This window comes from Epibacterium sp. MM17-32, assembly GCF_022348205.1.
Classification (GTDB): domain Bacteria; phylum Pseudomonadota; class Alphaproteobacteria; order Rhodobacterales; family Rhodobacteraceae; genus Epibacterium.
Genome location: NZ_JAKRFC010000005.1, coordinates 117,116 through 139,649 on the forward strand (window position 1 = coordinate 117,116; position 22,534 = coordinate 139,649).

Annotated in this window: 21 protein-coding genes; 4 read left to right on the forward strand and 17 right to left on the reverse strand. The window is 60.5% G+C overall.

Features of this window, described 5'->3' with window-relative positions; translation table 11 throughout:
• Positions 1-167: 167 nt before the first annotated feature.
• The 5 genes from MHM88_RS10210 to fliL form a co-directional block, all read right to left on the reverse strand.
• Complete coding sequence (locus MHM88_RS10210) at positions 168-2,612, reverse strand: hypothetical protein (protein ID WP_239363996.1); 2,445 nt, start codon at positions 2,610-2,612, stop codon at positions 168-170.
• On the reverse strand, positions 2,609-3,478 hold the full coding sequence (gene motA, locus MHM88_RS10215) for a flagellar motor stator protein MotA (protein WP_239322175.1): 870 nt from the start codon (positions 3,476-3,478) through the stop codon (positions 2,609-2,611). The genes MHM88_RS10210 and motA overlap by 4 nt, the downstream gene beginning before the upstream one ends.
• A gap of 74 nt (positions 3,479-3,552) precedes the next feature.
• Positions 3,553-4,164, reverse strand: a complete 612-nt coding sequence (locus MHM88_RS10220) for a MotE family protein (RefSeq protein WP_239364000.1) — start codon at positions 4,162-4,164, stop codon at positions 3,553-3,555.
• The gene (locus MHM88_RS10225) at positions 4,164-4,631 is read right to left on the reverse strand and encodes a hypothetical protein (protein WP_239364003.1); all 468 of its coding nucleotides are present in this window, start codon (positions 4,629-4,631) and stop codon (positions 4,164-4,166) included. The genes MHM88_RS10220 and MHM88_RS10225 overlap by 1 nt, the downstream gene beginning before the upstream one ends.
• Positions 4,632-4,640: 9 nt before the next feature.
• The gene (fliL, locus tag MHM88_RS10230) at positions 4,641-5,165 is read right to left on the reverse strand and encodes a flagellar basal body-associated protein FliL (protein WP_239322178.1); all 525 of its coding nucleotides are present in this window, start codon (positions 5,163-5,165) and stop codon (positions 4,641-4,643) included.
• A gap of 119 nt (positions 5,166-5,284) precedes the next feature.
• Between fliL and fliF the strand changes: the two genes are divergently transcribed.
• The 4 genes from fliF to fliP are packed head-to-tail and all read left to right on the forward strand — an operon-like array spanning position 5,285 to position 8,598.
• The gene (gene fliF, locus MHM88_RS10235) at positions 5,285-6,970 is read left to right on the forward strand and encodes a flagellar basal-body MS-ring/collar protein FliF (protein WP_239322179.1); all 1,686 of its coding nucleotides are present in this window, start codon (positions 5,285-5,287) and stop codon (positions 6,968-6,970) included.
• Positions 6,970-7,566 carry an ABC transporter ATP-binding protein gene (locus MHM88_RS10240; RefSeq protein ID WP_239322180.1) on the forward strand — a complete coding sequence of 199 codons (597 nt, stop codon included), beginning with the start codon at positions 6,970-6,972 and terminating at the stop codon, positions 7,564-7,566. The genes fliF and MHM88_RS10240 overlap by 1 nt, the downstream gene beginning before the upstream one ends.
• Entirely contained in the window at positions 7,559-7,855 is a 297-nt protein-coding gene (locus MHM88_RS10245) for a FliM/FliN family flagellar motor C-terminal domain-containing protein (RefSeq protein ID WP_239322181.1), read from the forward strand. The genes MHM88_RS10240 and MHM88_RS10245 overlap by 8 nt, the downstream gene beginning before the upstream one ends.
• Complete coding sequence (fliP, locus tag MHM88_RS10250; RefSeq protein ID WP_239364011.1) at positions 7,852-8,598, forward strand: flagellar type III secretion system pore protein FliP; 747 nt, start codon at positions 7,852-7,854, stop codon at positions 8,596-8,598. The genes MHM88_RS10245 and fliP overlap by 4 nt, the downstream gene beginning before the upstream one ends.
• Positions 8,599-9,088: 490 nt before the next feature.
• Here fliP and MHM88_RS10255 read toward each other — a convergent pair whose 3' ends face one another.
• The 12 genes from MHM88_RS10255 to MHM88_RS10310 all read right to left on the reverse strand — a co-directional run bounded on the left by MHM88_RS10255 (position 9,089) and on the right by MHM88_RS10310 (position 22,532).
• Entirely contained in the window at positions 9,089-10,192 is a 1,104-nt protein-coding gene (locus MHM88_RS10255; protein WP_239322183.1) for a flagellar basal body P-ring protein FlgI, read from the reverse strand.
• Positions 10,192-11,199 carry a flagellin gene (locus MHM88_RS10260; RefSeq protein WP_239322184.1) on the reverse strand — a complete coding sequence of 336 codons (1,008 nt, stop codon included), beginning with the start codon at positions 11,197-11,199 and terminating at the stop codon, positions 10,192-10,194. The genes MHM88_RS10255 and MHM88_RS10260 overlap by 1 nt, the downstream gene beginning before the upstream one ends.
• 3 nt (positions 11,200-11,202) lie before the next feature.
• A complete protein-coding gene (flgK, locus tag MHM88_RS10265; RefSeq protein WP_239364014.1) occupies positions 11,203-12,651 on the reverse strand; it encodes a flagellar hook-associated protein FlgK in 1,449 nt (482 codons plus the stop codon).
• A 51-nt stretch (positions 12,652-12,702) separates the two neighbouring features.
• Positions 12,703-13,971: a flagellar hook protein FlgE gene (locus tag MHM88_RS10270; protein WP_239322186.1), complete on the reverse strand. Its 1,269-nt coding sequence runs from the start codon at positions 13,969-13,971 to the stop codon at positions 12,703-12,705.
• Between the two features lie 130 nt (positions 13,972-14,101).
• On the reverse strand, positions 14,102-14,941 hold the full coding sequence (locus MHM88_RS10275; RefSeq protein WP_239322187.1) for a flagellar motor protein MotB: 840 nt from the start codon (positions 14,939-14,941) through the stop codon (positions 14,102-14,104).
• Between the two features lie 230 nt (positions 14,942-15,171).
• Entirely contained in the window at positions 15,172-16,785 is a 1,614-nt protein-coding gene (locus MHM88_RS10280; RefSeq protein WP_239364017.1) for a long-chain-fatty-acid--CoA ligase, read from the reverse strand.
• 15 nt (positions 16,786-16,800) lie between these two features.
• Complete coding sequence (locus MHM88_RS10285) at positions 16,801-18,441, reverse strand: GMC family oxidoreductase (protein WP_239364026.1); 1,641 nt, start codon at positions 18,439-18,441, stop codon at positions 16,801-16,803.
• A 147-nt stretch (positions 18,442-18,588) separates the two neighbouring features.
• Positions 18,589-19,341 carry an ABC transporter ATP-binding protein gene (locus tag MHM88_RS10290; RefSeq protein ID WP_239364033.1) on the reverse strand — a complete coding sequence of 251 codons (753 nt, stop codon included), beginning with the start codon at positions 19,339-19,341 and terminating at the stop codon, positions 18,589-18,591.
• A complete protein-coding gene (locus tag MHM88_RS10295; RefSeq protein ID WP_239364037.1) occupies positions 19,338-20,282 on the reverse strand; it encodes an iron chelate uptake ABC transporter family permease subunit in 945 nt (314 codons plus the stop codon). The genes MHM88_RS10290 and MHM88_RS10295 overlap by 4 nt, the downstream gene beginning before the upstream one ends.
• Positions 20,272-21,222, reverse strand: coding sequence for an ABC transporter permease (locus tag MHM88_RS10300; protein ID WP_239364045.1), 951 nt, complete (start codon positions 21,220-21,222; stop codon positions 20,272-20,274). The genes MHM88_RS10295 and MHM88_RS10300 overlap by 11 nt, the downstream gene beginning before the upstream one ends.
• 6 nt (positions 21,223-21,228) lie before the next feature.
• Positions 21,229-22,125, reverse strand: coding sequence for a siderophore ABC transporter substrate-binding protein (locus MHM88_RS10305; RefSeq protein ID WP_239364048.1), 897 nt, complete (start codon positions 22,123-22,125; stop codon positions 21,229-21,231).
• A 125-nt stretch (positions 22,126-22,250) separates the two neighbouring features.
• Positions 22,251-22,532, reverse strand: a complete 282-nt coding sequence (locus tag MHM88_RS10310; RefSeq protein ID WP_239364536.1) for a DUF2218 domain-containing protein — start codon at positions 22,530-22,532, stop codon at positions 22,251-22,253.
• Between the last annotated feature and the right edge of the window lie 2 nt (positions 22,533-22,534).

Genomic DNA, 22,534 nt, shown 5'->3' on the forward strand with positions numbered 1-22,534 from the left:
GCCTTGCGGCGCGGTAAATTTCATCGCGTTCACTGGCATTCTGCCTGTTCCAATTCAGGATTCTTCCCTGGATTTCAGGTTAGGCGCCCAGGATTTACAAAGTGTTATCACCGCGAAAGGAAATGGCCGCCCCGAAGGACGGCCATGTCACCAGAAGAGTTATCGCGTTACGGTTCGTCTGGGGCTGTGTCGCGTTCAACCTGCCGCAACAGCTCTTCGATCGAACTGCGTGCGCCCATACTGCTTTCGACCAGCGCGCGCGCTTCGGCCAGTGGTGGCAGTCCCTGCGGTTCGCGCACCGCCGCATCAATCTGATCCGTCAGATCGGAAACGGCACGGAAAGGCGCCCGGTCCTGATCCAGTGTTTCCACGGCCTGACGATCTTCCGAGTGCCAGAAACCACGGGCAGCCTCGTTCAGTTCCTGTGCGGACAGCATGTACTCGCTGGCGCGATTGTATTCCTTGTTCAACCACAGGGCCTTGGCGCGCATGCGATCCGCCTGCTCACCTTCAAGTCCCATCAACTCCACCAATGCACGCTGCGGTTGCTCCATAGCCAGATGTGCTTCAGCACTCATCATGCGTCGGTTTTGATTGCCCGGCTCCAGGCTCATCTTGCGCAGAAGGTTCTCTGCCTGCTCGGGAAAGCCCAGATCAAGAAGGCGTCGCGCGACCATCTCTCCGACCTGTGCTGCACGTGTTGCGCCACTGTCCTCGGCAAAAATGAGGCCATATTTGAGGAAAGTGACATCATCCGCGTTTTCCGTCAGCAAGGTCATGAACGGAAGGTTTGCCCGGTTGCGCGCCGCGACCCCGTCGCGGGCCGTGAGCCTGTTGAACCGCGCAGATGCCTCGTCAAAGCGGCCAACCAGCGCCAGCGCGGTGACCTCAGCCACACGCAGATCCGCACCAAGTTCCGTATCGCGGTTTTCCAACTCGTAAGATGCCGCCAACTCTGGCACATCCGGAGACAAAGCCCGCCGTTCTTGAAAGCTCAATTCGATCAGGTCGATCAGAGCACGCGGCGTATTTTCACTCTGCGCAGCGACTTCTTCCGTCAGGTTGCGGGCAACCGCGTCACTGTCTCCCTCAAGTGCGGCGATGGCCGCTTCTGCCAGATTGCGATCAGGAATGTTCTCGACGCCGGTGCGCTCCACGGCGCGCATCGCAACTTTGGCGACATGGGGATCACCCGCTTCGGCGAAAAAGGTGCTGACCCTTGGCCCCAGCTGAACCCGAAGGTGAGGCGGCATCTTCGCAAAGGCCTGCTGGATGGCATCGGTGTTGGCGCTTTTTTTCACCACACCGTCCGACATCGCCGCCCAGAAGGCCGCATCTCCGCCGCAGGTTTGCTGACCGGAGAAAACGGTGTTCACGGGCAAATCCGCAGAATCGAGGATTCGAGCCATGGTCGTCATGATCTCGCGGGACCGCGTTGGCAGATCGTCTTCCGGGATCAGGTTCAAGGTCGCTGCCGCCTCGGCACCAAAACCAAAATACAGATAGGTGCGTGCCAGTCGAAGGGTCGCCTCGCGATTCACCTGGTCAAATTCACCAAGGATCTTGTTGCGCAGCGCACTGATCTGCTCGGAAAACGGCTGATCATCACCCCAATCATGAATCGCCAGTTCGCGATCCGCAATGCAATGCGTATCCTGAGAGTCGCCTCCGGCTCCGACGGCCAGCAAGCCGGTTTCACGGTCGATGGCCGATGTCACCGAAATATTGTCCAGCGGATTGAGCGGCCGGTTCTCGTTGCCAAGCGGATCCAGCTGGTTGGTCGCGGCGTCCTGATCTGTCGGTTGCAGCAACCCCTGATCGCTGGCGCGTCCGATCTGTTGCAGGATTCGCGCTTCGGTATCATTGACCATTGCCGCCCGCCGGTTCTCGTCGAGATCCATCAACAGGCTGGCATCCGACTCCAGCGAGGCAGGCTCTGATTTACCATCTTCGGTTTTTTCGTTCGCAGCGACCTCGGGTGTATCCTCGGCCAATTGCGTACCAGCGGCATCTGTTCCCTCTAGCGGGGCGCCATCCGGGCCGGCTGCATTCAATGGCAATTGGACGGGACCAGTATGCCGCGGGCTTTGCTGAGCCGTGCCAAAGGTCTGGGCCACAGCATCCGCCAGGTCCATTGCAACCCGCGCACTGGCCAAATCCTGTTGACCAAGTTGAAAGCCGCCCCCGATCGCCGCAGACGGAAATGTAAGGGGCAGGCTGGTTGTGTCCGCTGGCGCATCCAGTTTCAACGACCTGCCTTCCCGAACGTCCACGACAAGATAGCCATCGGCCTGCTGATAATAGTCCACGGCGCACTCGCACCCCAGTTCGATCCGGAGCGGTTGACCCGGGCCGGTCTGGCTCACAGAGCGGACCCGGGTGCGGGGGATCAGATCAAACACGTTGCGCGTATTGAACACCGCGGTCGGCGATCCGACGTTGATTGTCGCAATACGGTCGCTCTGCGTCAGAGACCATTCCACACCATCCGGAATTCGCATTACCAGACGTGTAAAATCCTCGTGTTCTCCGGACCTGGCGACAATGGTCTGCGCGCTTGCGTATCCGGCTATCACCATTGCGGTGGCATATGCGATTGCTCGCGAGATCATGCTGCGTCCTGTTTCACTTCATTCAAAGCTTCCTCCAGCTCGGAGAACCCGGGCCGGATATGGGATGGCGTGTTCTGACGCCCCACTTCGATACAGATGGCTGCGGCGTGGTTGTGAAGATTCGCGACGAGAACTTCACGTATCAACTGATAGAAATGCGCGTCTTCCTCGACCACGGATTTCACCTTGCCCGCAAAGGGCGCGACCAGGCCGTAGGAGAGGAACACCCCGAGGAACGTCCCCACAAGCGCGCCGCCGATCATCTTACCCAGCACTTCTGGCGGCTGGTCGATCGAGGCCATGGTCTTGATGACCCCCAGAACCGCCGCAACAATCCCAAGGGCCGGCAGACCGTCAGCCATGGTCTGCAGCGCATGGCTTGAATGCAGCGCGTGGTGCAGGTTCGCCTCGATCCGCTTCTCCAGAACCTCCTCCACCTGATGCGGGTCATCATAGTTCATGGATGCAGAACGCATGGTGTCGCTGATCAGGTTGACGGCCTCCTTGTCCGCAAGGATTTTTGGGTATTTGCCAAAGACAGTAGAGTTTTCAGGGTCTTCGATATGCTGTTCGACCTCGACCGGGTTGGCCCGAGCGATACGAATCAGGGCGAACAGCAGACAGAGGAGATCCTTGTAGTCATCAGGTTTCCACTTCGGTCCCTTGAAGACCTTTCCCATGTCCTTGAGCGTGTGCTTGACGCCGCCCATGTCATTGCTGATCAGGAACGCCCCGATCGCCGCACCGCCAATCATCATCATCTCGAAAGGAAGAGACTTGAGGATGATGCCCAGTTTACCCCCTGCAAGAAGGTAACCACCAAACACCATGGCAAAGATCACGATGATCCCTACAATCCCGATCATAGGTAAGCTCCAAATTCCGTCACTACTTTGAAGGTAGGCGAGTCTTGTTAAGAAAGGCTGAGTGCGCGCCCAAGTTACTCCTTGGGCACCTCACCATTTCGTCCGGCCAGCACAACGCTGATCGTATAGGCGGCTTCGGGGCTCAGACCGGCCATGATGCCAGCGGCCGCATCCGGGCGCATCCGCGCCAGAAAACCGGCGGCAAAACTCGGATCCATTTCCTCAAACAGCGCCGCTGCGTCCTTGGGCTTCATCTGCTCATAGACAGAGGTCAGCGTGGTGACATCCGCTTCGGCCGCACCGTCCGCCAGGGCCAGTGTTGCCAGCAGTTTCTGTTCCGCCTGCTGAAGATCCGTCAGCTTCTTCTCGATCGCCTCATCCGCGATCTCGAGCGCCTTCATGCGGTCTTCGATCTCGGCTTCGCGCTCATCAAGCATGGCTTCGCGCTTCTTGAAGGCTGCCAGCATCGCCTGCATTTCCGCCGAATCGGGAACCGCCTGTCGCGTCATTGGCCCGGCCTGTTCGTTCGGCGCGTCGGATTGAAGCTCCGCCACTTCGCGCGCGATCGCCGGACCAGCCTCCAGCGCGATGCGGACAGCTGCAGAGCCCATCAGGAACACGGCCAGCAACATCAATGTGCCACGCTTGGCCTTTTCCATCTTCTTGGATTTGTCTGCCTTCGCCATCACGCCACCCGGTTCTGATTCCGGTTGTGACGCACAAACATCAGCCCCGCAGGTTTCGACTCCTCCTGCGGCTCGGGTTGAACCGGCTCGGCCGGCTCCTCCACTTGCGCATCCGCTTCATACGCTTCGGCCAAGGCGTCGTTTTCCTCGGTTGCCTGGGCGGCCGGCTGAGCGTCCTGCTGCGGTGCGATGTCGTGCATCGACGCCATCATCAGCTCCAGCTTGTGCGCCACCGATTCGGCGCGTCCGGTCAGCTGCTCCAGGGCCCGGCTGGATCCGTCAGACATCTGACGGGCTGCCACCAGCGATTTGTTCAAGTCATCTACTTGCGATGAGAGCACCGCCACCGCGCCTCCGACCCCTTTTTCGAGATCATTGAAGCGTTTCAGACGGCGCGACAGCACCAGGCAATAAAACCCGGCACCCAGTGCTCCGGCCGCAAGCAGGATATCAGCAATAAGTTCCATCCTGTCCTCCTAGTTGAGTACGAAATCCATGATCAGCAGATCGCGCACGCGCCCTTGACCGGTCGCGATATTGATCCGCCGTAGCATCTGTGCCCGCAGTTTCGGCAAGGCCATCGGATCGGTCATATCCTCAAGCTCCAGCGCCCGCAGATAACTGTTCAGAACATCGACAACCCTGGGGAGGACTTTTTCAACCTCGGCCTGATCGGCCTGGTTGACCTCGAGTTGCGCACGGAACCGAAGCTGTTGAACACCGCTGGCTTTGTTCAGCGTGATCACGATCGGTTCCATTTCGATAAAGGCGAGGCTGGCGATCTCTTCCGCCGACTCACCCTTGCTCACACCTTCTGGTGCCTCTTTGGTCGCATGCGCATCTTCCGGCGCCTGAGTGCTCCCAAAGGGAAGAAGGCCTGACTGAACGGCGTAAAACCCGCCCCCTGCACCGGCAATGGCAAGTACGAGCCCAATGATAAGGGGCATCTTACTCTTCTTCGCCGATCCTTCTGTTTCTACATCAGCTACAGCGTCTGTCATGGCTTTTCCTAAAACGTCGTGCACCCCGTTCATAACCCGACAGGAACTAACCGAATGTTAAGGCCAATCGGAGAAAAGGGTTGCAGGCCGGAGAGAACGCCGGTGCGACGGAGGTTAATGTGCAGCAGATCAAGAATGTCTGGGCAGGTTTGGACACGCGGAAGCGGATGATGGGAATCGGGGCGACACTCGCCGTGATCTTCACCTTCTTCCTGATGTCCATGGTGGCCAACAAGCCAACCATGCAACTACTATATGCCGGGCTCGAAAGCAGCTCGGCCGGAGATGTGGTCAGCGCTCTGGAACAGAGTGCTGTCGACTATGAAGTGCGCGGTGGATCCATCTATGTCCCCGCAAACAAACGCGATGAATTGAGAATGACGCTGGCCAGCCAGGGTCTGCCCGCCAATGGTGGCAAAGGGTATGAACTGCTCGATTCGCTCAGCGGTTTTGGAACGACATCGCAAATGTTTGACGCCGCCTATTGGCGTGCAAAAGAGGGGGAGCTGGCCCGCACCATTGTCGCCAACCCCCATGTCACCCAGGCGCGTGTTCATATCGCCAACACCAGCAACAACCCGTTTCAGAGAACCATCGAACCCACGGCCTCGGTCTCGGTAACCCCAATGGGCACCCCGATCACCCCGTCGCAGGCCAACGCGATTCGCTTCCTGGTTGCTTCAGCCGTGGCCGGTCTCGCAGTGGATAATGTTGCGGTGATTGATGCCAATGGCGCGTTGATCGGGTCTCCAGAGGCCGCGGCGGCCGCGGGCGCGGGCACGGACGATCGCTCTCAAACGCTGCGTGAACGGGTCTTGCGCCTGGTCGAAGCGCGCGTAGGACAAGGCAACGCGGTCGTTGAAATCAGTGTTGAAACCGTAACCGATACGGAATCCATTCGCGAAAAGCGGGTTGATCCCGACAGCCGCGTTGCCATCAGCACCGATGTCGAAGAACGCACCGACAGCTCGCAGAATCAGGCGGGGGAGGTCACTGTGGCCTCGAATATCCCGGATGGTGATGCCGGCACCGGTGAAGGCTCCCGCGCCAATACCAACGCAACGCGCGAGCGTGTGAACTACGAGATCTCGGAAACCGAAAAAGAAATCATCCGTGGACCCGGTGCGATCAAGCGCCTCACGGTTGCGGTGCTGATCAATGGTATCACCACAGAGAGCGGCGAAGAGGGTCAGACCGTCTTCGAGCCGCGCCCCCAGGATGAACTCGACGCCCTGCGCGAGTTGATTTCCGCCGCCGTCGGTTTCGACGCGGAACGCGGTGATGTCATCACCCTGAAATCCATGGATCTGCCGAATGTGGAACCGCAAGGCACCACAGCCGAGGCGTCATTCTTCGACAACCTCTACTTTGATGTCATGTCGATTATCCAGATGGCTGCCCTGGCAGTGGTCGCGCTGATCCTCGGGCTCTTCGTGGTGCGTCCGATCCTCGCCGGCAACGGTGCATCGGTGAAAGCGCTGCCGGGTCCCGATGGCCCTGCCCCCGCCGGCGGCCTGCCGGAGTTGCCTGCCATGGGCGGTGATTCGGGGTTCATGACCAACCCCAATCTCGGTGCTGGCATCGCGCTCGACGGCGAGATCGACAATGGCGAGGACGATCAGTTCGACCCGATGGGCGGCATGGGCGGCCTGCCGGGCATGGGCGATGGGCTCAACAGCTTTGGCGGTGGCGGCATGAGCGACGATCCGGTGGACCGTCTGCGCTCGATGATCGGCGAGCGTCAGGAAGAGACCGTGCAGATCCTGCGCGGGTGGCTTGAAGAAAACAACGAGGAGCGTGCCTGATGACCATTGCACATCTTCTTGAAGATTTCGGCGTGAAGACTCCGGTCGAACCCGTGAGCAACTTCTCCGAGGAAATCGTGGAAGAAGCCAAGCTTGTATCCTTTGAAAAGGGCTACACCGCAGGCTGGGACGATGCGATCGACGCCAAGGACAAGGAGACGACACGGATCTCCGCAACCCTTGCCGGATCGCTCGAAGACCTCACCTTCACCTATCACGAAGCGCAGACGCAGTTGATGGAATCGCTTGATCCCATGTTTAAGGTCCTGACCTCCGTCATCCTGCCTGACACCATGGCCGCGACCTTTGGCCATCATGTCATCGATCACCTGAGCGAGATGGCAAAGGGTCAGATCAACGAGCCGATGGAGGTCGTTGTCGCTGCCGGTGAGGGGAATGCGGTACGCGCGCTGCTGGGCGAGGAGCCCACATCCGACGTCCGTGTGCGCGAGGATGCGGGTCTGTCTCCCGGTCAGGCGCAGCTGCGCGTTGGCAAATGCGAACGCGAACTGAACTCCGAGGCCCTGATCGAATCGATCCGCGATTCAATTGATGCCTTCTCCTACCAATTCAAAGAGGAAAGCCACTATGGATGAGTCCGGTGAACTGAACCCCAAATCGGCCGATGCCGCGAACCCCTTTGTATCGGTGCCGGTGGAAGTCATTGTCTCCGTGGGCAAGGCGCGCCCCTTGATCCGGGATCTCGTCAATCTGGGCGAGAACGCCATCCTGACCCTGGACAAGAAAGTCGAGGATCCAGTCGATCTCTACGTCGGCGACCGCCTGGTTGCGCGCGGGCAACTGGAAGAGATGGAGGGCGACCAGGCAGGACAACTGGCCGTCCGGCTGACTGAAATTGCCGATTTGCAAAGCGGGCTGGGATGACACGTAACCTCTTCGCTCTGGGGGCATTGGCAGCCATTGCACTGCTGATGCTGCCCCAGGTAGCGCTGGCTCAAGAACTGAGCCTTGACCTCGCAGACGGACAATCGATTTCGGCTCGGACCATTCAGTTGATCCTGCTGATCACGGTGCTCAGCATTGCGCCGGGTCTGTTGATCATGATCACCTGTTTTCCGTTTCTGGTCACTGTGCTGTCCATTCTGCGGCAGGCCATCGGCCTGCAGCAGGCGCCTCCGAACATGCTGATGATCAGCCTGGCGCTGTTTTTGACGTATTTCGTCATGGAGCCGGTCTTCACCGAAGCATGGAACGTGGGCATCGCGCCGCTACTGGACGAGCAGCTCGAAGTGGTGCCGGCGCTAGAACGCGCCGTCGTCCCCTTCCGCGGGTTCATGGCGAACCGGCTGGACCCGGATACGTTCTATGCGATCGCGGATCTGCGTCCCGGAACCGAAGGCATAGACCCGACCCCCGAAGCACCGCTCTCCGTCCTGATCCCAAGCTTCATGCTGTCAGAGATCACGCGTGCCTTTGAAATCGGGTTTCTCGTGTTTCTGCCGTTTCTGGTGATCGACCTGGTGACAGCCACCGTGTTGATGTCCATGGGGATGATGATGGTCCCACCGGCGCTGGTTTCCCTGCCGTTCAAGCTGGCCTTCTTCGTGGTCGCGGACGGCTGGAGCCTGATCGCCACCGCATTGGTCCGCAGCTACTATCCAAGCTGACTCACGCCTCAGCACACCACCACAGCCCTCGCTCCGTCACCCGGAGCGGGGGCTTTTTGTATCTGCGGATGTGGGTTTGGACACCGCTACAAACCGGTGCAGAGAGGGCGTTTCCATGCCTCCCACCCAGCAAACGTGACCGGACGCGCAACCCGCCTGCGCCCCTACCAGGATGCACAAGCCAGCGACCGAGGAGACGGACATCCTCCATCGCGACGGCTTCATCCCGCATGTCAGGGCCATAGAGTGAACAGTCAGATCATTTCGCAACACCTGCAAGGACATCGCCCTGGGATCTCGCGCATCCAAGCCGCAGAACCCCATATTGCCTCCCCTGTCCCCCAGGTCCGCCTGTCGGGAAGGGGGCAAACCTCTCATGCGCCATCTGCGGTGCGCACCATCCGCGGAGCCATTTGGCGCCCGCGCACAAAGAGAAACACCCCGGGCGGGTCTCCCGGGGTGTTCCATCAGGGGGCTGAGGTCAGGCGGGTCAACGCACGACGAACTCCGCATGTAGCGCCCCTGCAGCCTTGAGACTCTTCAGGATGTCGATCATGTCGCGCGGCGAGACCCCAAGGGCATTGAGACCCGCTACAACTTCGGACAGGGATGTGGTCTCGCGCACTTCGGCCAGCTGCACGCCTTCCTCTTCGTCGATCGCAGCGCCGGTGCGTGGAACAACCACCGTTTCGCCATCCGCAAAGGGGTTGGGTTGCGAGACCAGCGGAGCTTCTTCGACCCGCAGCGTCAGGTTCCCCTGTGCAACAGCAACGTGAGAGATGCGCACATCGCTGCCCATCACGATGGTGCCGGAGCGTTGGTCGACAACGACACGCGCCTTGCGCTGCGGTTCGACCAGGACGTTTTCCATGCGACCAACCGCATGCGCGGTGGAGCGGGCATTGGTGCGCTGGATGTTGACCTCGACAGTACCGGAGTCACGCATCACTGCGACATTGCGGCCAAACTCACTGTTGATCGCCTGTTCGATCCGACCGGCCGTGGTGAAATCGGGCTCCCGCAATGCCAGGCGCATCGAATTGAGCGAGGACAGATCGAATTCGATCTCGCGCTCCACCCGAGCCCCTGAGGGGATCACGCCAGAGGTCGGCACACCTTGCGTTACCGTAGCGGCTTCCCCCTCTGCAACGGCGCCCCCTGCAAGAATGGTGCCCTGCGCGACCGCATAGATCTGGCCGTCTGCCGCGTTGAGCGGGGTCATGATCAATGTGCCGCCCAGCAGGCTGCTGGAGTCGCCGATCGCCGACACCGTGGCATCGATGGTGCCACCCACGCGTGCGAATGGCGGCAGCGTCGCTGTCACAAACACGGCCGCGACATTCTTGGGGCGGAACTGTTCGCCGGTCACATTGACCCCGAGGCGTTCCAGAATGTTGGTCATGATCTCTTCGGTGAAGGGCGAGTTGCGCAACCCGTCCCCGGTGCCGTCCAGGCCAACCACGAGACCGTAGCCGACCAGATCGTTGCCCCGGACACCGTCGAATTCGACGAGGTCCTTGAGACGAATTGCATTGGCCTGCACCAGCGTTGGCATCAGCAGGCATGTCATCAGGATATACAGAACCTTACGCATTACATGTAGTTCAGCAGGTTAAGTTGCGAGGACCGCACCGTGATCGAATAGAGAGCTTCCAATTGGAACTCCACCTCCTCGATGCGGCTGGCGGTTTCGGCCGGGTCGGCCAGGATCAGGTCGTTGAGCGTGGTGCCCATTGACGTCAGCGCTGCGGCGTTGCGCGTTTGAGTTTCGGAAATGCGCGCCTCGATGAAGCCGATGTCGGACTGGACATCTGTCAGTTCCGATTGCGCATTCATCAGTTCGGTGCCGGCCCGTTCAACAAGAGCGGAGCTTTCGACCGTGGACAGATGGCCCAGATAATCCTCGCTGGCCAAAGCGCCGAGCGCAAAGCTCTTCATCGCCTGTTTGAAGCGGTCATCGTCTGCCCGAAGGGCAAAGTTCACCTCTTCATTCGCGCCGATACGCACCGCGCTCATGTCATCGGTGGAACCATTGTACATGATCGCGTCAAACCCGGCGGGATCATCGAACCAGTCCTGTACCGCTTGCGTGATGTCATCCACATCGGTCAACGCACCCACTTCCGCGACGAGCGCCGTCATCATGGTGTCCGCGCTTTCCAGCGGGGTTGCGCCGGTGTCGGTTCCCGCAAACAGGCTGCGACCGGACAGTTGACCGTTCAGGTTGGAGATGGTCTCGCGCAGGAAGGTCATCGACTGGGCGGCGAGTTCTTGCGCCGTGGTGTCATTCGAGGTGCTGGACAGAGACAGGATGTCCGCACCGAGGTTCAGTGCGTTGTCGTTGATCCGCTCGAGGTAGTCCTGCGCGGTGGAGGACAGAAGCGCAGCCTCCTGCGCGGCGACCTGGTAGCTGTCCATCTTGGAAATCGAGCGTTCAAGATCTGCCACAAACCCCAGGTCGCCACCGAGGCGCTCTGGCAGGTTGGAGGCGATACCGGTGCTCATTTCCTGGGTCAACGTATCCAGGGTTTTGTTGAGTTCGACTGACCGACCGCGCAGAAACAGATACTGCGCCATGTCACCAAAGGATTGCACATTCATAGCTTAGAGCCTCATCAGTTCCTGCATCATTTCATCGATCGCCTGGATCATCCGGGCGTTCGCGGCATAGATTGTCTCGATCATCATCAGCGTCTGGAGTTCGGAGTCGGTGTCGACGCCCTGCTCCAGCTCGCGGGCCTGGATGTCGGAGAAGATTGCAGAGGAAAACGCCAGTTCCTGTTCCGCCCAGGTGTTTTCCTGAGTGAAATTCGTCATCAGGTTGGAGGCGATTTCATAGGCGCTGTAATCGCCGGTCCCAAGACCCGCAGAGGAAATCGTGTTGCTGGCCTCCAGTGCGGCGCCGTAGTTGTTCAGGATGGTGGTGTCACCCTTGTTGCCGATGCCGGTGGCATTGAGGCCGTCCCGCAAGCGCCAGGTTTCCGCATCGCCGCTCATCGCGATGGTGCTGTTGATCTCGATGCGGTTGGCGATGCCCAACTCGTTGGTGTTGTCGTAGAACCCACCACCGTCGGTAAAGATCCCGGGATCTGTCGCACCAAGTGTCGTATCGACCGTGGGATCCTGAAACCGTTCGATCAGATCGCCGGCCATGGTATCCAGATCTTCCTGCGCCTGCACCGACGCCACATCCCGAACATGGAATTGCGCGGCAAGGCTGCCACCGCCGATCCTGCCGTTGATCGAGGTATCGATGGATTTTCCGTCGATTTCCAATCCCGACAGCTGACCATTGTCGATGGTCATATAGGGGGTCACGAGCGGGGTTTCGTCGAAGGAAAACTCCGCTACGGAACCGCCGTCGATCAGCTTGATACCGGATGTCGTGTAAAGCGCGGTCTGATTGTTGTCGCGCTGGTAGATCTGAACCGGGATGACCTCATTGATGGAATCGATCAGGTTGTCGCGCTGATCTTCCAGGCCCGAGGTGTCCTGACCGCGAATTTCAGCGGCCAGGATCTTCTTGTTCATATCATTGAGGTTTTTCAGGTCTGTTTCCAGCCCGTCGACCAAGGAGACGATGGAATCTTCGGCCTTGTTCCGCAGGGTTGCAACGCCTTCGGCCGCATCCTGAATCGACATCGCCAGCTCTTCGGCCTGCATCGAGAGGTCGTTCAGTCGGGCATCGGAGTCGGGCAGGGACGTGGCTTCGATCAGCGCGGATTCCAGGTCGGTGAGCCGCTGGGCGACGGAATATCCATCGTTCACGGTGCCGACCTGTTCAGAAATCCGCGCATAGAAATCGGAGGTCACCGAGGTGGCGGCAAAGTTCGCTTCCGCCGCCCGGACACTTTTCTGGATCGCGGGATCGATCATGCGCTGCACCGAACCGATGCTCACGCCACCCGCGGCCCCATTGGAGCTGAGATCCAGAGTGCGCCTGTAGTACCCTTCCGTGAGGGCGTTCGCGAGGTTGTCGGACACCACCGACGTCGACCTGCCGGCCGCCGTGATGCCAGACATCGCGCTATTGAGGGCAGTCGAAAGAGACATCCCAAATCACCTTCTGTGACTATGTTTCATCAAGTGGAAGCGCCGATTTTATCAGCGCTTGATGTTGGTGGTTTCCTGCAACATTTCATCCACGGTCTGGATGACCTTTGCGTTGGACGAATAGGCACGCTGGGTCTGGATCATCGAGGTCAGCTCAGTCGCCACATCGGTTGCGGATTCTTCCTGGCGATAGCTGGCCACGGTGCCGGTCGGGCCCGCTCCGGCATCCCACAGGTAGTAGGCACCGCTGCCCGGCGAGGGCATGAAGGTCTGGCTGTCCAGCGACTTCATGCCGTTGGCATTGGGCATGTCCGCAAGCGGGATCTGATACACGATGCGGCTGCTGCCGTTTTCATACAGCGCGTGTACAAAACCGCCCTCGTCCACCTCGACGCCAGCAAAGCTGGCAGCCTCATAGCCATCTTTCTCGATCGTTGCCGCCGAGAAGGCGCTGGAGAGCTGTGTCATCACACCGATTTCGATCTCGATCGGACCGCTGTCGGTGGTCACGATGATGGTGCCGGTGGTGGAGTCATAGGCGCCGCCCGTTGTGGTCGTGACCGTGTCCAGCGTGCCCTTACCCGTGGCAGAGTCATCAAACGTCAGGGTATAGTCCCCGACAACCGTGCCGGTCGCGCCATCGGTCAGCGTCATGGTCCATTCGTTGTCGTTGAGACCAGTCGGCGTGTATTCGATGTCCAGATCCTGCTGACCACCGAGGTTGTCGAAATACTGGATCGTGTTCTGTTCGGTATCACCCGCAGCGCCGGTCACGGCACTTTCCGCTGGCAGGTTCACGCCGAGGCTGACTTCGGTGGTGGGCGCCGCGCTCAGCTGCGAGGTATCAAACTTGATCGCCTCCAGCGGATCATCGGTATCACGGGCCACGGTGGGGAAGCTCTCATCCGCATCCGCCGGCCAGCCGAGCAGCACCAGACCGGACGAGGTGGTCAGATACCCCTCTTCGTTGGTGCGGAACGACCCGGATGTCGTCAGCAGCATGGTGGCGTCTTCGCCGGCCTCGACTTCCGCCAGGCTTGCAACGGGCAGGAACCCTTTGCCGTCGACGGCAAGGTCGGTGGAATTGCTGGTGGTGATCAGAGAGCTGCGCTCGTCAATCATGCGCGCGTTGTTGACCGATACGCCACCTGCGGCATAGGCGCCGCCGGATTGCGAGATGACCATGGATTCAAATGAGGTCACGACGCGTTTATAACCGGCGGTCGAAGAATTTGCGATATTGTCTGAAATCGCCGCCAAACGGCTGGAGTTCGCGGCAAGCCCGGCTACGCCAGCATTCAGCGAAGAAGAAATGGTCATGAGATACGCCTTTCTGCTGCATCTTGAGATCTACTCGCAGAAACACTTACCGCGCTTGTACTTAACGTGCGGCTAACAGATAAAATCCAATCTATCTGTTAGCCGCTTTTGCCTTGCTTTTATGGGGCTGTCACTTCCGCAGGAGCGTGATTTCGACGCGGTTGTTTCGCGGTGACATCGGATTTCCGGAGGCAAGGTCACGATCAGCATGACCGGTCACCCGCGAGATTCGCTTGGCCTTCATGCCGCCCGCCTGCAGGTGTTCCCGCGTTGCGTCCGCCCGGGCATGAGAGAGCGACCAGACCGGGTTGTTGGCGATCACCACCGGGGTCGAGGCCACGTGTCCGCTGATGGCGACGTCGTTCTCTACCGAGGCGGTCACCCGCGCCACCATCCGCATCAGATCCCGCATCAGGGCCGTGGGGCGTTCGCTTCCCGCTTCAAACAGCTTGGCATCATCGGTTTCGAACAACTCGATAATGAGACCTTCGTCCGTGACGCGGGTCACGATGTGGCGCGCCATATCAATGCTGACCATGCTCTCGCCGCCGCGCCCCATCAGCGCCTCTTCGATCTTGCGGAAGCTGGCCTCTTCGGCGGCGTCGTTCTTCTGATTGTCGGCGACACCGGAATCACCCTGCGCGCGGGAGGCATCGGTCGGATTTTCCCGGGTCGCGCCAATCCCGTTCTGCGGCTTCACATCCTCGGTGAACATGGTGTCGCCCTGGAAGGCGCCGTTGCCGCCACCGGAAACCCGCGCAAGCGGAATCGAGGGCGAAAAATAGTCTGCCAGACCCTTGCGCTGTTTCTCCGTGGTTGCATTCAAGAGCCACATCAGAAGGAAGAATGCCATCATCGCGGTCACGAAGTCGGCATAGGCCACCTTCCATGCACCGCCATGGTGTCCACCACCGCTGACTTTCTTCACCTTCTTGATAATTACCGGAGCTTCATTGCTCTGAGCAGTCATGTTCCCACCACCTTTTCTGTTCACCCAAAACCGGGATACAGAGGCGTTCCTTAACCAGGTCTTAACAGATAAAATTGGCCCCAGTAACACACCTAAACGTATGGTTTCTAAGGCAAAATCGAGGCCATCCTGGCTTTTCGGGGGTGAACCTGAGGCAGGCTCCTGGCGACAATGTGGCCGCTTTGTGGCGGCGGTCGAGGCGGGTCAAATTCCCGCCCCCTTTGACGCTGTCACAACAGCAGGTCACCATATGATTCGCGGAGCTTGTTCTTCTGAACCTTGCCGGTTCCACCGAGCGGCAAGGCATCCACGAACACAACCGCATCCGGGACCTGCCACGAGGCGACCCTGCCATCATAGTGTTTAAGAAGCTCTACCTCCGTAAGCGCCGGGTCGGATTTCACCGCAATCAGTACCGGCCGTTCATCCCATTTGGGGTGGCGCGCCGCGATCGCCGCGGCCTGAGCAACCCCAGGATGCGACATGGCGATGTCCTCCAGCTCGACCGTGGAGATCCACTCGCCGCCCGATTTGATGATGTCCTTGGTCCGGTCCCGAATGATCATGTACCCGTCGGGATCTATGGTCGCCACGTCGCCCGTGTCGAACCATCCATCATCATTCAGCGCGGACTGTTCCTGGCCAAAATAGGTGTCGATGATCCAATGCCCCCGGATCTGAAGCGCGCCTTGGGTTTGCCCGTCCTCGGGCAGGGCGACCCCGGCCTCATCGACGATACGCAGCTCCACCCCAAAAGGCGGGCGCCCCTGTCCCGTGCGGATCGCGCCTTTGTCGGCGTCGCTCAGATCGGCGTGTTTCTGCAGGAGCTGATTGAGCGTGCCAAGCGGGCTGGTCTCGGTCATCCCCCAGGCGTGGATCAGCTCCACCCCGTAGGTATCGCGGAATGTGGGGATCATCACCGACGGCAAGGCAGACCCGCCCACCACGGTACGCTCCAGACTGGGGATTTTGCTTCCGGTTGTCTCCAGGGCCTGCAACAGACCCATCCAGATCGTCGGCACGCCCAGCGCAATGGTGACCTGTTCTGAATCGATCAGCCTCACCAGACTTTCGCCATCAAGATGCGGCCCCGGCAGCACCAGCTTGGCGCCAACCGCGGCAGTGATATAGGGAACGCCCCAGGCATTCACGTGGAACATCGGCACCACCGCCATGACACTGTCGCGGGCTGCAAGCGCCAACCCGTCGGGCTGGTTGCCGCCCAGAGAGTGCAGCACCGTGGAGCGGTGGGTATAGAGCACGCCCTTGGGATTGCCGGTGGTGCCCGAGGTGTAGCACAGGCTGGAGGCGGTGTTCTCGTCCAGATCGGGCCAGGTATAAGCATCGCTCTCTGCGGCGAGCAGCGTGTCATAGAACAGCAGCCCGTCGATCTGGGCGGCGGCCTCGGCATCTTCCGGCCCCATCAGAACCACATGGCGCAGCTTCGGCAGGTGCGGTCGCAACTGGGCCACGGCCGACACAAAGGTCGAGTCGATGAACAGCACCTCATCCTCGGCGTGGTTGATGATGTAAATCAGCTGCTCGGGCTTCAGGCGCGGATTCAGCGTGTGGCAGACATAACCCGCCCCGGCGACGCCAAAGTAGATTTCCAGATGGCGACGGTTGTTCCAGGCGATCGTGCCGCAGCGGGTGCCGGGTGCCAGCCCAAGCCGATCCAACGCCGCGGCAAGCCTGCGCGCGTTACCCGCAACCTGCCCCCAGGTCGTGTGTTCAACGCCACCGGTGGTTTCGACCGACGCCACGGTGGTGCCGGCATGGTACTTGCCTGCGTGCTCGATCAGCGAACTGATGGTCAGCGGTTGCGTCATCATCTTGCCAAGCATTGGATGTCCTTCCTGTTATCTGTGGTGTTCCGGCCCGCCCGGAGCCGGTCCTGGTCGCCCCAGGATCATGTCTGCCGCCTTTTCGGCGATCATGATCGTGGGCGCGTTGGTATTGCCGCCAATGAGACGCGGCATGATCGACGCGTCAATCACCCGCAATCCGTCCAGCCCGTGCACCCGCAGCTCCGGATCGACGACCGCGTCGGGGTCTCGGCCCATCCGGCAGGTGCCCACCGGGTGATAGATGGTATCGGCGCGGTCCCTGATATGCGCTGCGAGCGTGGCATCATCCGGCTCGGCGTCAATGAACAGCTCTTTGGTCAGGCAATCGACAATGGGTTGCTGCGCCATGAGCCGCCGGGTCAGCCGCACGCCACGCAACAGCCCGTCCAGATCGTCGTTCTCCGCCAGAAACTGGGGGTCAATCAACGGCGGCTCCAGCGGATCGGCAGAGGCGAGGGATACGGTGCCCCGCGATTTTGGGCGCAGCAAGCAGACATGGCAGCTGACCCCGTGCCCAAGGTGCAGCTTGCGCGCGTGATCGTCGACAATGGCAATCACGAAATGCAACTGCACATCCGGACGGTCAAACGCGGCATCCGTTTTCAAAAAGGCCGCGCCTTCGGCAAAAGGGGTGGCAATCATGCTTCGCCCGCTTCGGCGCCATGTCAGGATTTCCCGCAGAAGCTTTCCTCCGGCGGCAAGCGAAATCCCGAAATTGTCCGTGTCCCGCGTCTTGTAGGCGAGGGTAAAATCGAGATGATCCTGCAAGTTCTGCCCCACACCGGGCAATGCGTGCCGCACCGCGATCCCGTGTGGCTGTAGATCCTGTGGTCGCCCGACACCGGACAGCTGCAACAGCTGGGGCGAGTTGAAGGCCCCGCCGCACAAGAGGACCTCCCGTCGTGCCAGCACTTGCCGTTGTTTGCGCCGGTGCCGGTAGGCAACCCCGCTCGCCCGCTTGCCCTCAAACAGGATCCGCGTGGCATGGGCGCCGGTCAGCACGGTCAGGTTCGGGCGCGCCATCACCGGGTGCAGATAGGCAGCCGCTGCCGAACAACGCAGCCCGTTGCGCGCGGCATCGTGAAACTGCGTCACCTGATAGTAGCCGATCCCTTCGTTGTCGCCGCGATTGAAGTCCTCGCTCCGGCGGATCTGCATGGCCTGCCCTGCCTGCACAAATGCCTCCGTCACCGGGCGCGGCGCTTTCTGGTCGCTGACGTGAAGCGGACCATCGGCGCCATGCATCGGGTCACAGCCGGTCTGATTGTTCTCCGCCCGGCGGAAATAGGGCAGCACGTCCTGCCACCCCCATCCGGGACAGCCAAGCGCGGCCCATTCATCATAGTCGCGCGCATGGCCGCGCACATAAAGCATGGCGTTGATCGCGCTTGACCCGCCCAGTGCCCTGCCCCGGGGCTGATACCCTCTGCGCCCGTTGAGCCCTGCCTGCGGAACCGTTTCATAGGCCCAGTTGTTGATCTTTGGCCGCCCCGGCAGCATCGCGACGACCGCCGCCGGGGTGCGGACCAGAAGCCCGTCGCCGCGGCCCCCGGCCTCGAGCAGGCACACGGTGACGGCCGGGTTCTCCGACAGCCGCGCCGCCAGAACGGAACCGGCCGAGCCCCCGCCCACTATGACATAGTCGTATTCCATGCTGCTCCTCCTGGCGCTGATCAGCGCGCAGAAGACCTCCGCTGTCTACTTTAACGGTACGTCAGGCGCGCATTCCGGCCTGACGGCAGCCGCGTCCCGTCCCCTGCGCGCCTGCGGCAGGGACCGACGCGCTGTCGGTGGGCGGGATCACACCATCACAATCGGGCGCCCTTCCACCATGCGGAGCGGCGCATCGGTTTCAAAGACGCCTCTGATCAGGTCTGCGGTCACCACATCCCTCGGCGCGCCATCTGCACACAGGCATCCGTTTTTCATCACCAGCACACGGTCGGCATAGGCGGTGGCAAAGTTGATGTCATGCAGCACGATGATAATGGTGCGCCCCTTGTTGTCCGCCAAATCCCGCAGGCGGGCCATCAAAGCACGCGACGCGGCCAGATCAAGATTGTTGAGCGGTTCATCCAGCAACAGGTAATCAGTGTCCTGCACATAGGTCATCGCCACAAACGCCCGCTGCCGCTGCCCGCCAGACAACGTATCAAGCGGCCGATCCGCCAGCGTCAACAGATCAAACAGGCCCAGGCCCTCTTCGACTTTGGCGCGATCCTCTGACGTCGGACGCCCGCGGTGATAGGGGTAGCGGCCAAAGCCCACCAGATCACGCACCGTCAGGCGGCTTGCGGCGTGGACCGCCTGCGGCAGGATCGCGAGCCGCCTGGCCAGTTCCTTGTCATCGCTTTCGCCTACGACCAGCTCATCGACGGTGATGCGCCCCTGCTGCTGCGGTATCAGCCGCGCCATCAGCGACAGCAGCGTCGATTTTCCCGCGCCATTGGGACCGACAAGCGCTACCACACCGCCCTTGGGCACGGTGACGGAAATCTCGCTCAGGATCGGAGCACCGTGGATATGATGGGACAGGTTCTGGACCTCGATCATCGTTTCAGCCCTTTCATCAGCAACAGCAGGAACACCAACCCGCCAAGGAATTCGACCACGACACTGAGCGGCGTGGTAAAGGCAAAGACCCGCTCCAGCGCCCATTGGCCGCCGACGAGGATCACGCCGGATATCAGCGCGCTCCCCGGCAGCAGAATCGCATGGCGGTAGGTTGGCAGCACCAGATAGGTCAGCGCAGAGACCAAAAGCCCGAAGAAGGCCACCGGCCCCACCAGCGCGGTGGAAACCGCAACAAGGACCGAAATCAGCAAGAGCGCCCAGCGCTGCCCTCTGAGTGGGGGCTCCCCCAGCGAGGTTGATGCCACCGGTCCGAGCGCCAGCACATCCAGCCGATGCCGCATGCGCCAGGCACATCCCAGTGCCACACAGCACAGGATGGCCGAGACGCCGAGCAGATCAGTTTCGGCCCGAGAGAACCGCGCAAAGGACGCCGCCTGCACCACGGCGTATTCACTTGGGTCGATTACACGCTGCAACAGGCCAGTGACCGAGCGCAGCATCACCGCCAGCACCACCCCGGTCAGAAGCATGCGCATCAAATCGCCCTGCCCTTTGCGCAACAACAGTCCAAACAGCATCACCGCTGCCGCTGACATCAGGGTTGCGTTGGTCAGCATCAAAAGCCCCGGATCAAGTTGCTGGTAGGCAGGCGCCCCCAATGCAACCACCGCAGAGGTCAGGATCAGAACATACAGCGCATCAAACCCCATGATCGACGGCGTCAGGATGCGATTGCCGGAAATGGTCTGAAACATCACCGCCGCCACCGCCTGTGCTGCGCCGATCAACACCAATGCCGCGAGCTTTTTGCCGCGAAACATCAGCGCAAACTCAAGACTGCCCTTCACGCCCGTGAACAGATAGGCAAGCGCGCAGGCCACCAGAACCAGCGCCAGAAACAGCAGGCGATTACGATACATGCTGGCCCCTGCCGTAGAGCATCCACAGAAAGACGGCCGCGCCGATGATGCCGATAACGGTCGCCACCGGCACCTCGAACGGATGCACCACAAGGCGCGCAAAGATATCCGACGCCAGGACCAAACCCGCGCCCACCATCGCCGTCAGCGGTAGGCTCCGGCGCAGATTGTCGCCGACGAGACGGCTGACAAGGTTTGGCACGACCAGTCCGACAAAGGGGATCGCACCCACCGTCACCACGGTGAGGCCCGTCACCACGGAAATCACCACCAGACCGCTCAGGACGACCTGACGGTAGTTCAGGCCGAGGTTCAGGCTCACGGTTTCCCCGAGGCCGAGGATGGAAAACTGATCCGCCACCAGATAGCTCAGCACCGCGGCCAGACCCGCGATCCACAGCAGCTCATATCGGCCACGCATGGTGCCGGAGAACTCGCCGGTCAGCCAGATGTCGATATATTGCAGCATATCGAGTTGAAACCCGATGTAGACGGCGGCCGACCCAATCACGCCCCCGTAGACGATGCCTACAAGCGGCACCAGCAGTGGCTCCTCTGGCGGCAGGCGGCGCGTGAGCGCAAAGAACCCCATGCTGCCCACGAGGGCGGCACAGGCCGCTAGGGTCATCTTCACCCCGATGGCCGCGGTCGGCAGCAGAACAGAAACCAGCAACAGGCCCAGCATCGCGCTTTGGCCGGTGCCTGCTGTCATCGGCTCCACGAACCTGTTGCGCGCGATAAACTGCATGATCTGACCGGCAATCGCCAGCGACGCCCCGGTCAGCACCACCGCACATGCGCGCGGCAGGCGGCTGTCCCGGATCAACACCCAGGCCTCCGTCGTCATGATTTCCGTCAGCGCCAGAGGGGTCGCCCCCACAAAGAGCGACCCGACAAACAAGAGGCTGAGGAGCAGCACCCCCGGGACAGTGTGCGACATCAGGGATCAGTTTCCGCTGAAGCCGGCCTCGATATCCGAAAGCGTCCGCATCATCGACTGGATCCCGCCGCCGGAGATGTAGATATCGGACGCATTGAGATACACGACCTGATCGTTCTTCCAGGCTGTGGTCTCATGCACCAAGGTATTGTCGAGGGTGGTCTTTGCATCCTCGCCCGGCTGACCAATCGCGGCAAGGCGGTCGATCACGATCAGCCAATCCGGGTTCACGGTCTGGATGAACTCGAACGAGATGCTCTCGCCATGCGTCGAGTCGCTGATCTCCGCCGCGGCTTCCGGCAGGTCGAGCGTGGAATGCAGCCAGCCGAACCGGCCCGCCTTGCCATAGGCAGAGATTTTCGGTCCATTGGTCAGGAGGATCAGCGCGGTTCCCTGACCGGCCACCGCAGCGCGGGTGTCGGCCAGCTGGGTATCGAAGGCGGCACGCAGTTCGGCGGCTTTGTCCTCTAGGTCAAAAATCCTGCCATAGGCCTCAAGCCGATCAAGCCCCTGACCAACTACATCTTCCCAGATGGTCATGTCGATCGCCGGAGCCAGTTCTGACATCGGTTCAACCTGATCCGAGCTGCGCCCGCCGACGATAATCAAGTCGGGCTGCAAGGCATGTACCGCTTCGATGTCGGGTTCAAACAGGGTGCCCAGATCTTCGGCTTTCTCGGCAATGCTGTCGAGGTAATCCACGTAGAGGTTCTGCGGTGCACCCGTGATGTCGACCCCCAGCGCCGACAAGGTGTCTACGGCAGCAATGTCAAAGACCGCGATTTTCTCCGGGGCCTCCGGGACCTCCACAGTGCCGCGATAAGTGTCAATGGATACGGTATCTGCGGCAAACGCAGGCAGAGCCAGAAGCAGCGCAGCGCCGCAAGCAAGCGATCGAAACATCGGACAAGTCCCCATGTCATTTCAAGGAAGGGAAAGATCTGCTTCGCTGGCTGTGCGTGCACACTTGCTGGCGGGCAGAACCTGCCACAGCCTTCAGGAAATGGCCATGTCCATTTTGGAATATCTCAGTCCCAGTTCAGGCGTTCGACGTTTTCGCGAAAGGCAAAGCGGAGCAGATGGCTCTCGATAATGCCCTTGGTTTGTTCAAGCCCGTCCTGATCTTCTGCCGTGACCGTAATCACCAGGACGTCATCTTCGGCGATCAGAACCGCCGTGCCACGCGCAAAATCCACGGAGCCCTCGCGATCATCGAAACGGGCCTCGACCTTATGTGCAAAATGCTTGCAGAGCTGTTGTAGGTACTGGCTGGCTTTGGAGGTTTCGAAACGGCATTTGGTGTTCAGCATAC

Bases quoted from the DNA above. Each gene is read 5' to 3' on its own strand.
- MHM88_RS10270 (WP_239322186.1), bottom strand. From the start codon at position 13,971: ATGACCATTTCTTCTTCGCTGAATGCTGGCGTAGCCGGGCTTGCCGCG.
- MHM88_RS10260 (WP_239322184.1), bottom strand. From the start codon at position 11,199: ATGAATGTGCAATCCTTTGGTGACATGGCGCAGTATCTGTTTCTGCGC.
- MHM88_RS10285 (WP_239364026.1), bottom strand. From the start codon at position 18,441: ATGGAATACGACTATGTCATAGTGGGCGGGGGCTCGGCCGGTTCCGTT.
- motA (WP_239322175.1), bottom strand. From the start codon at position 3,478: ATGATCGGGATTGTAGGGATCATCGTGATCTTTGCCATGGTGTTTGGT.
- MHM88_RS10245 (WP_239322181.1), top strand. From the start codon at position 7,559: ATGGATGAGTCCGGTGAACTGAACCCCAAATCGGCCGATGCCGCGAAC.
- MHM88_RS10220 (WP_239364000.1), bottom strand. From the start codon at position 4,164: ATGGCGAAGGCAGACAAATCCAAGAAGATGGAAAAGGCCAAGCGTGGC.
- fliL (WP_239322178.1), bottom strand. From the start codon at position 5,165: ATGACAGACGCTGTAGCTGATGTAGAAACAGAAGGATCGGCGAAGAAG.
- MHM88_RS10280 (WP_239364017.1), bottom strand. From the start codon at position 16,785: ATGCTTGGCAAGATGATGACGCAACCGCTGACCATCAGTTCGCTGATC.
- MHM88_RS10210 (WP_239363996.1), bottom strand. From the start codon at position 2,612: ATGATCTCGCGAGCAATCGCATATGCCACCGCAATGGTGATAGCCGGA.
- MHM88_RS10300 (WP_239364045.1), bottom strand. From the start codon at position 21,222: ATGTCGCACACTGTCCCGGGGGTGCTGCTCCTCAGCCTCTTGTTTGTC.
- MHM88_RS10275 (WP_239322187.1), bottom strand. From the start codon at position 14,941: ATGACTGCTCAGAGCAATGAAGCTCCGGTAATTATCAAGAAGGTGAAG.
- fliP (WP_239364011.1), top strand. From the start codon at position 7,852: ATGACACGTAACCTCTTCGCTCTGGGGGCATTGGCAGCCATTGCACTG.
- MHM88_RS10305 (WP_239364048.1), bottom strand. From the start codon at position 22,125: ATGTTTCGATCGCTTGCTTGCGGCGCTGCGCTGCTTCTGGCTCTGCCT.
- MHM88_RS10290 (WP_239364033.1), bottom strand. From the start codon at position 19,341: ATGATCGAGGTCCAGAACCTGTCCCATCATATCCACGGTGCTCCGATC.
- MHM88_RS10240 (WP_239322180.1), top strand. From the start codon at position 6,970: ATGACCATTGCACATCTTCTTGAAGATTTCGGCGTGAAGACTCCGGTC.
- MHM88_RS10225 (WP_239364003.1), bottom strand. From the start codon at position 4,631: ATGGAACTTATTGCTGATATCCTGCTTGCGGCCGGAGCACTGGGTGCC.
- MHM88_RS10255 (WP_239322183.1), bottom strand. From the start codon at position 10,192: ATGCGTAAGGTTCTGTATATCCTGATGACATGCCTGCTGATGCCAACG.
- MHM88_RS10310 (WP_239364536.1), bottom strand. From the start codon at position 22,532: ATGCTGAACACCAAATGCCGTTTCGAAACCTCCAAAGCCAGCCAGTAC.
- flgK (WP_239364014.1), bottom strand. From the start codon at position 12,651: ATGTCTCTTTCGACTGCCCTCAATAGCGCGATGTCTGGCATCACGGCG.
- MHM88_RS10295 (WP_239364037.1), bottom strand. From the start codon at position 20,282: ATGTATCGTAATCGCCTGCTGTTTCTGGCGCTGGTTCTGGTGGCCTGC.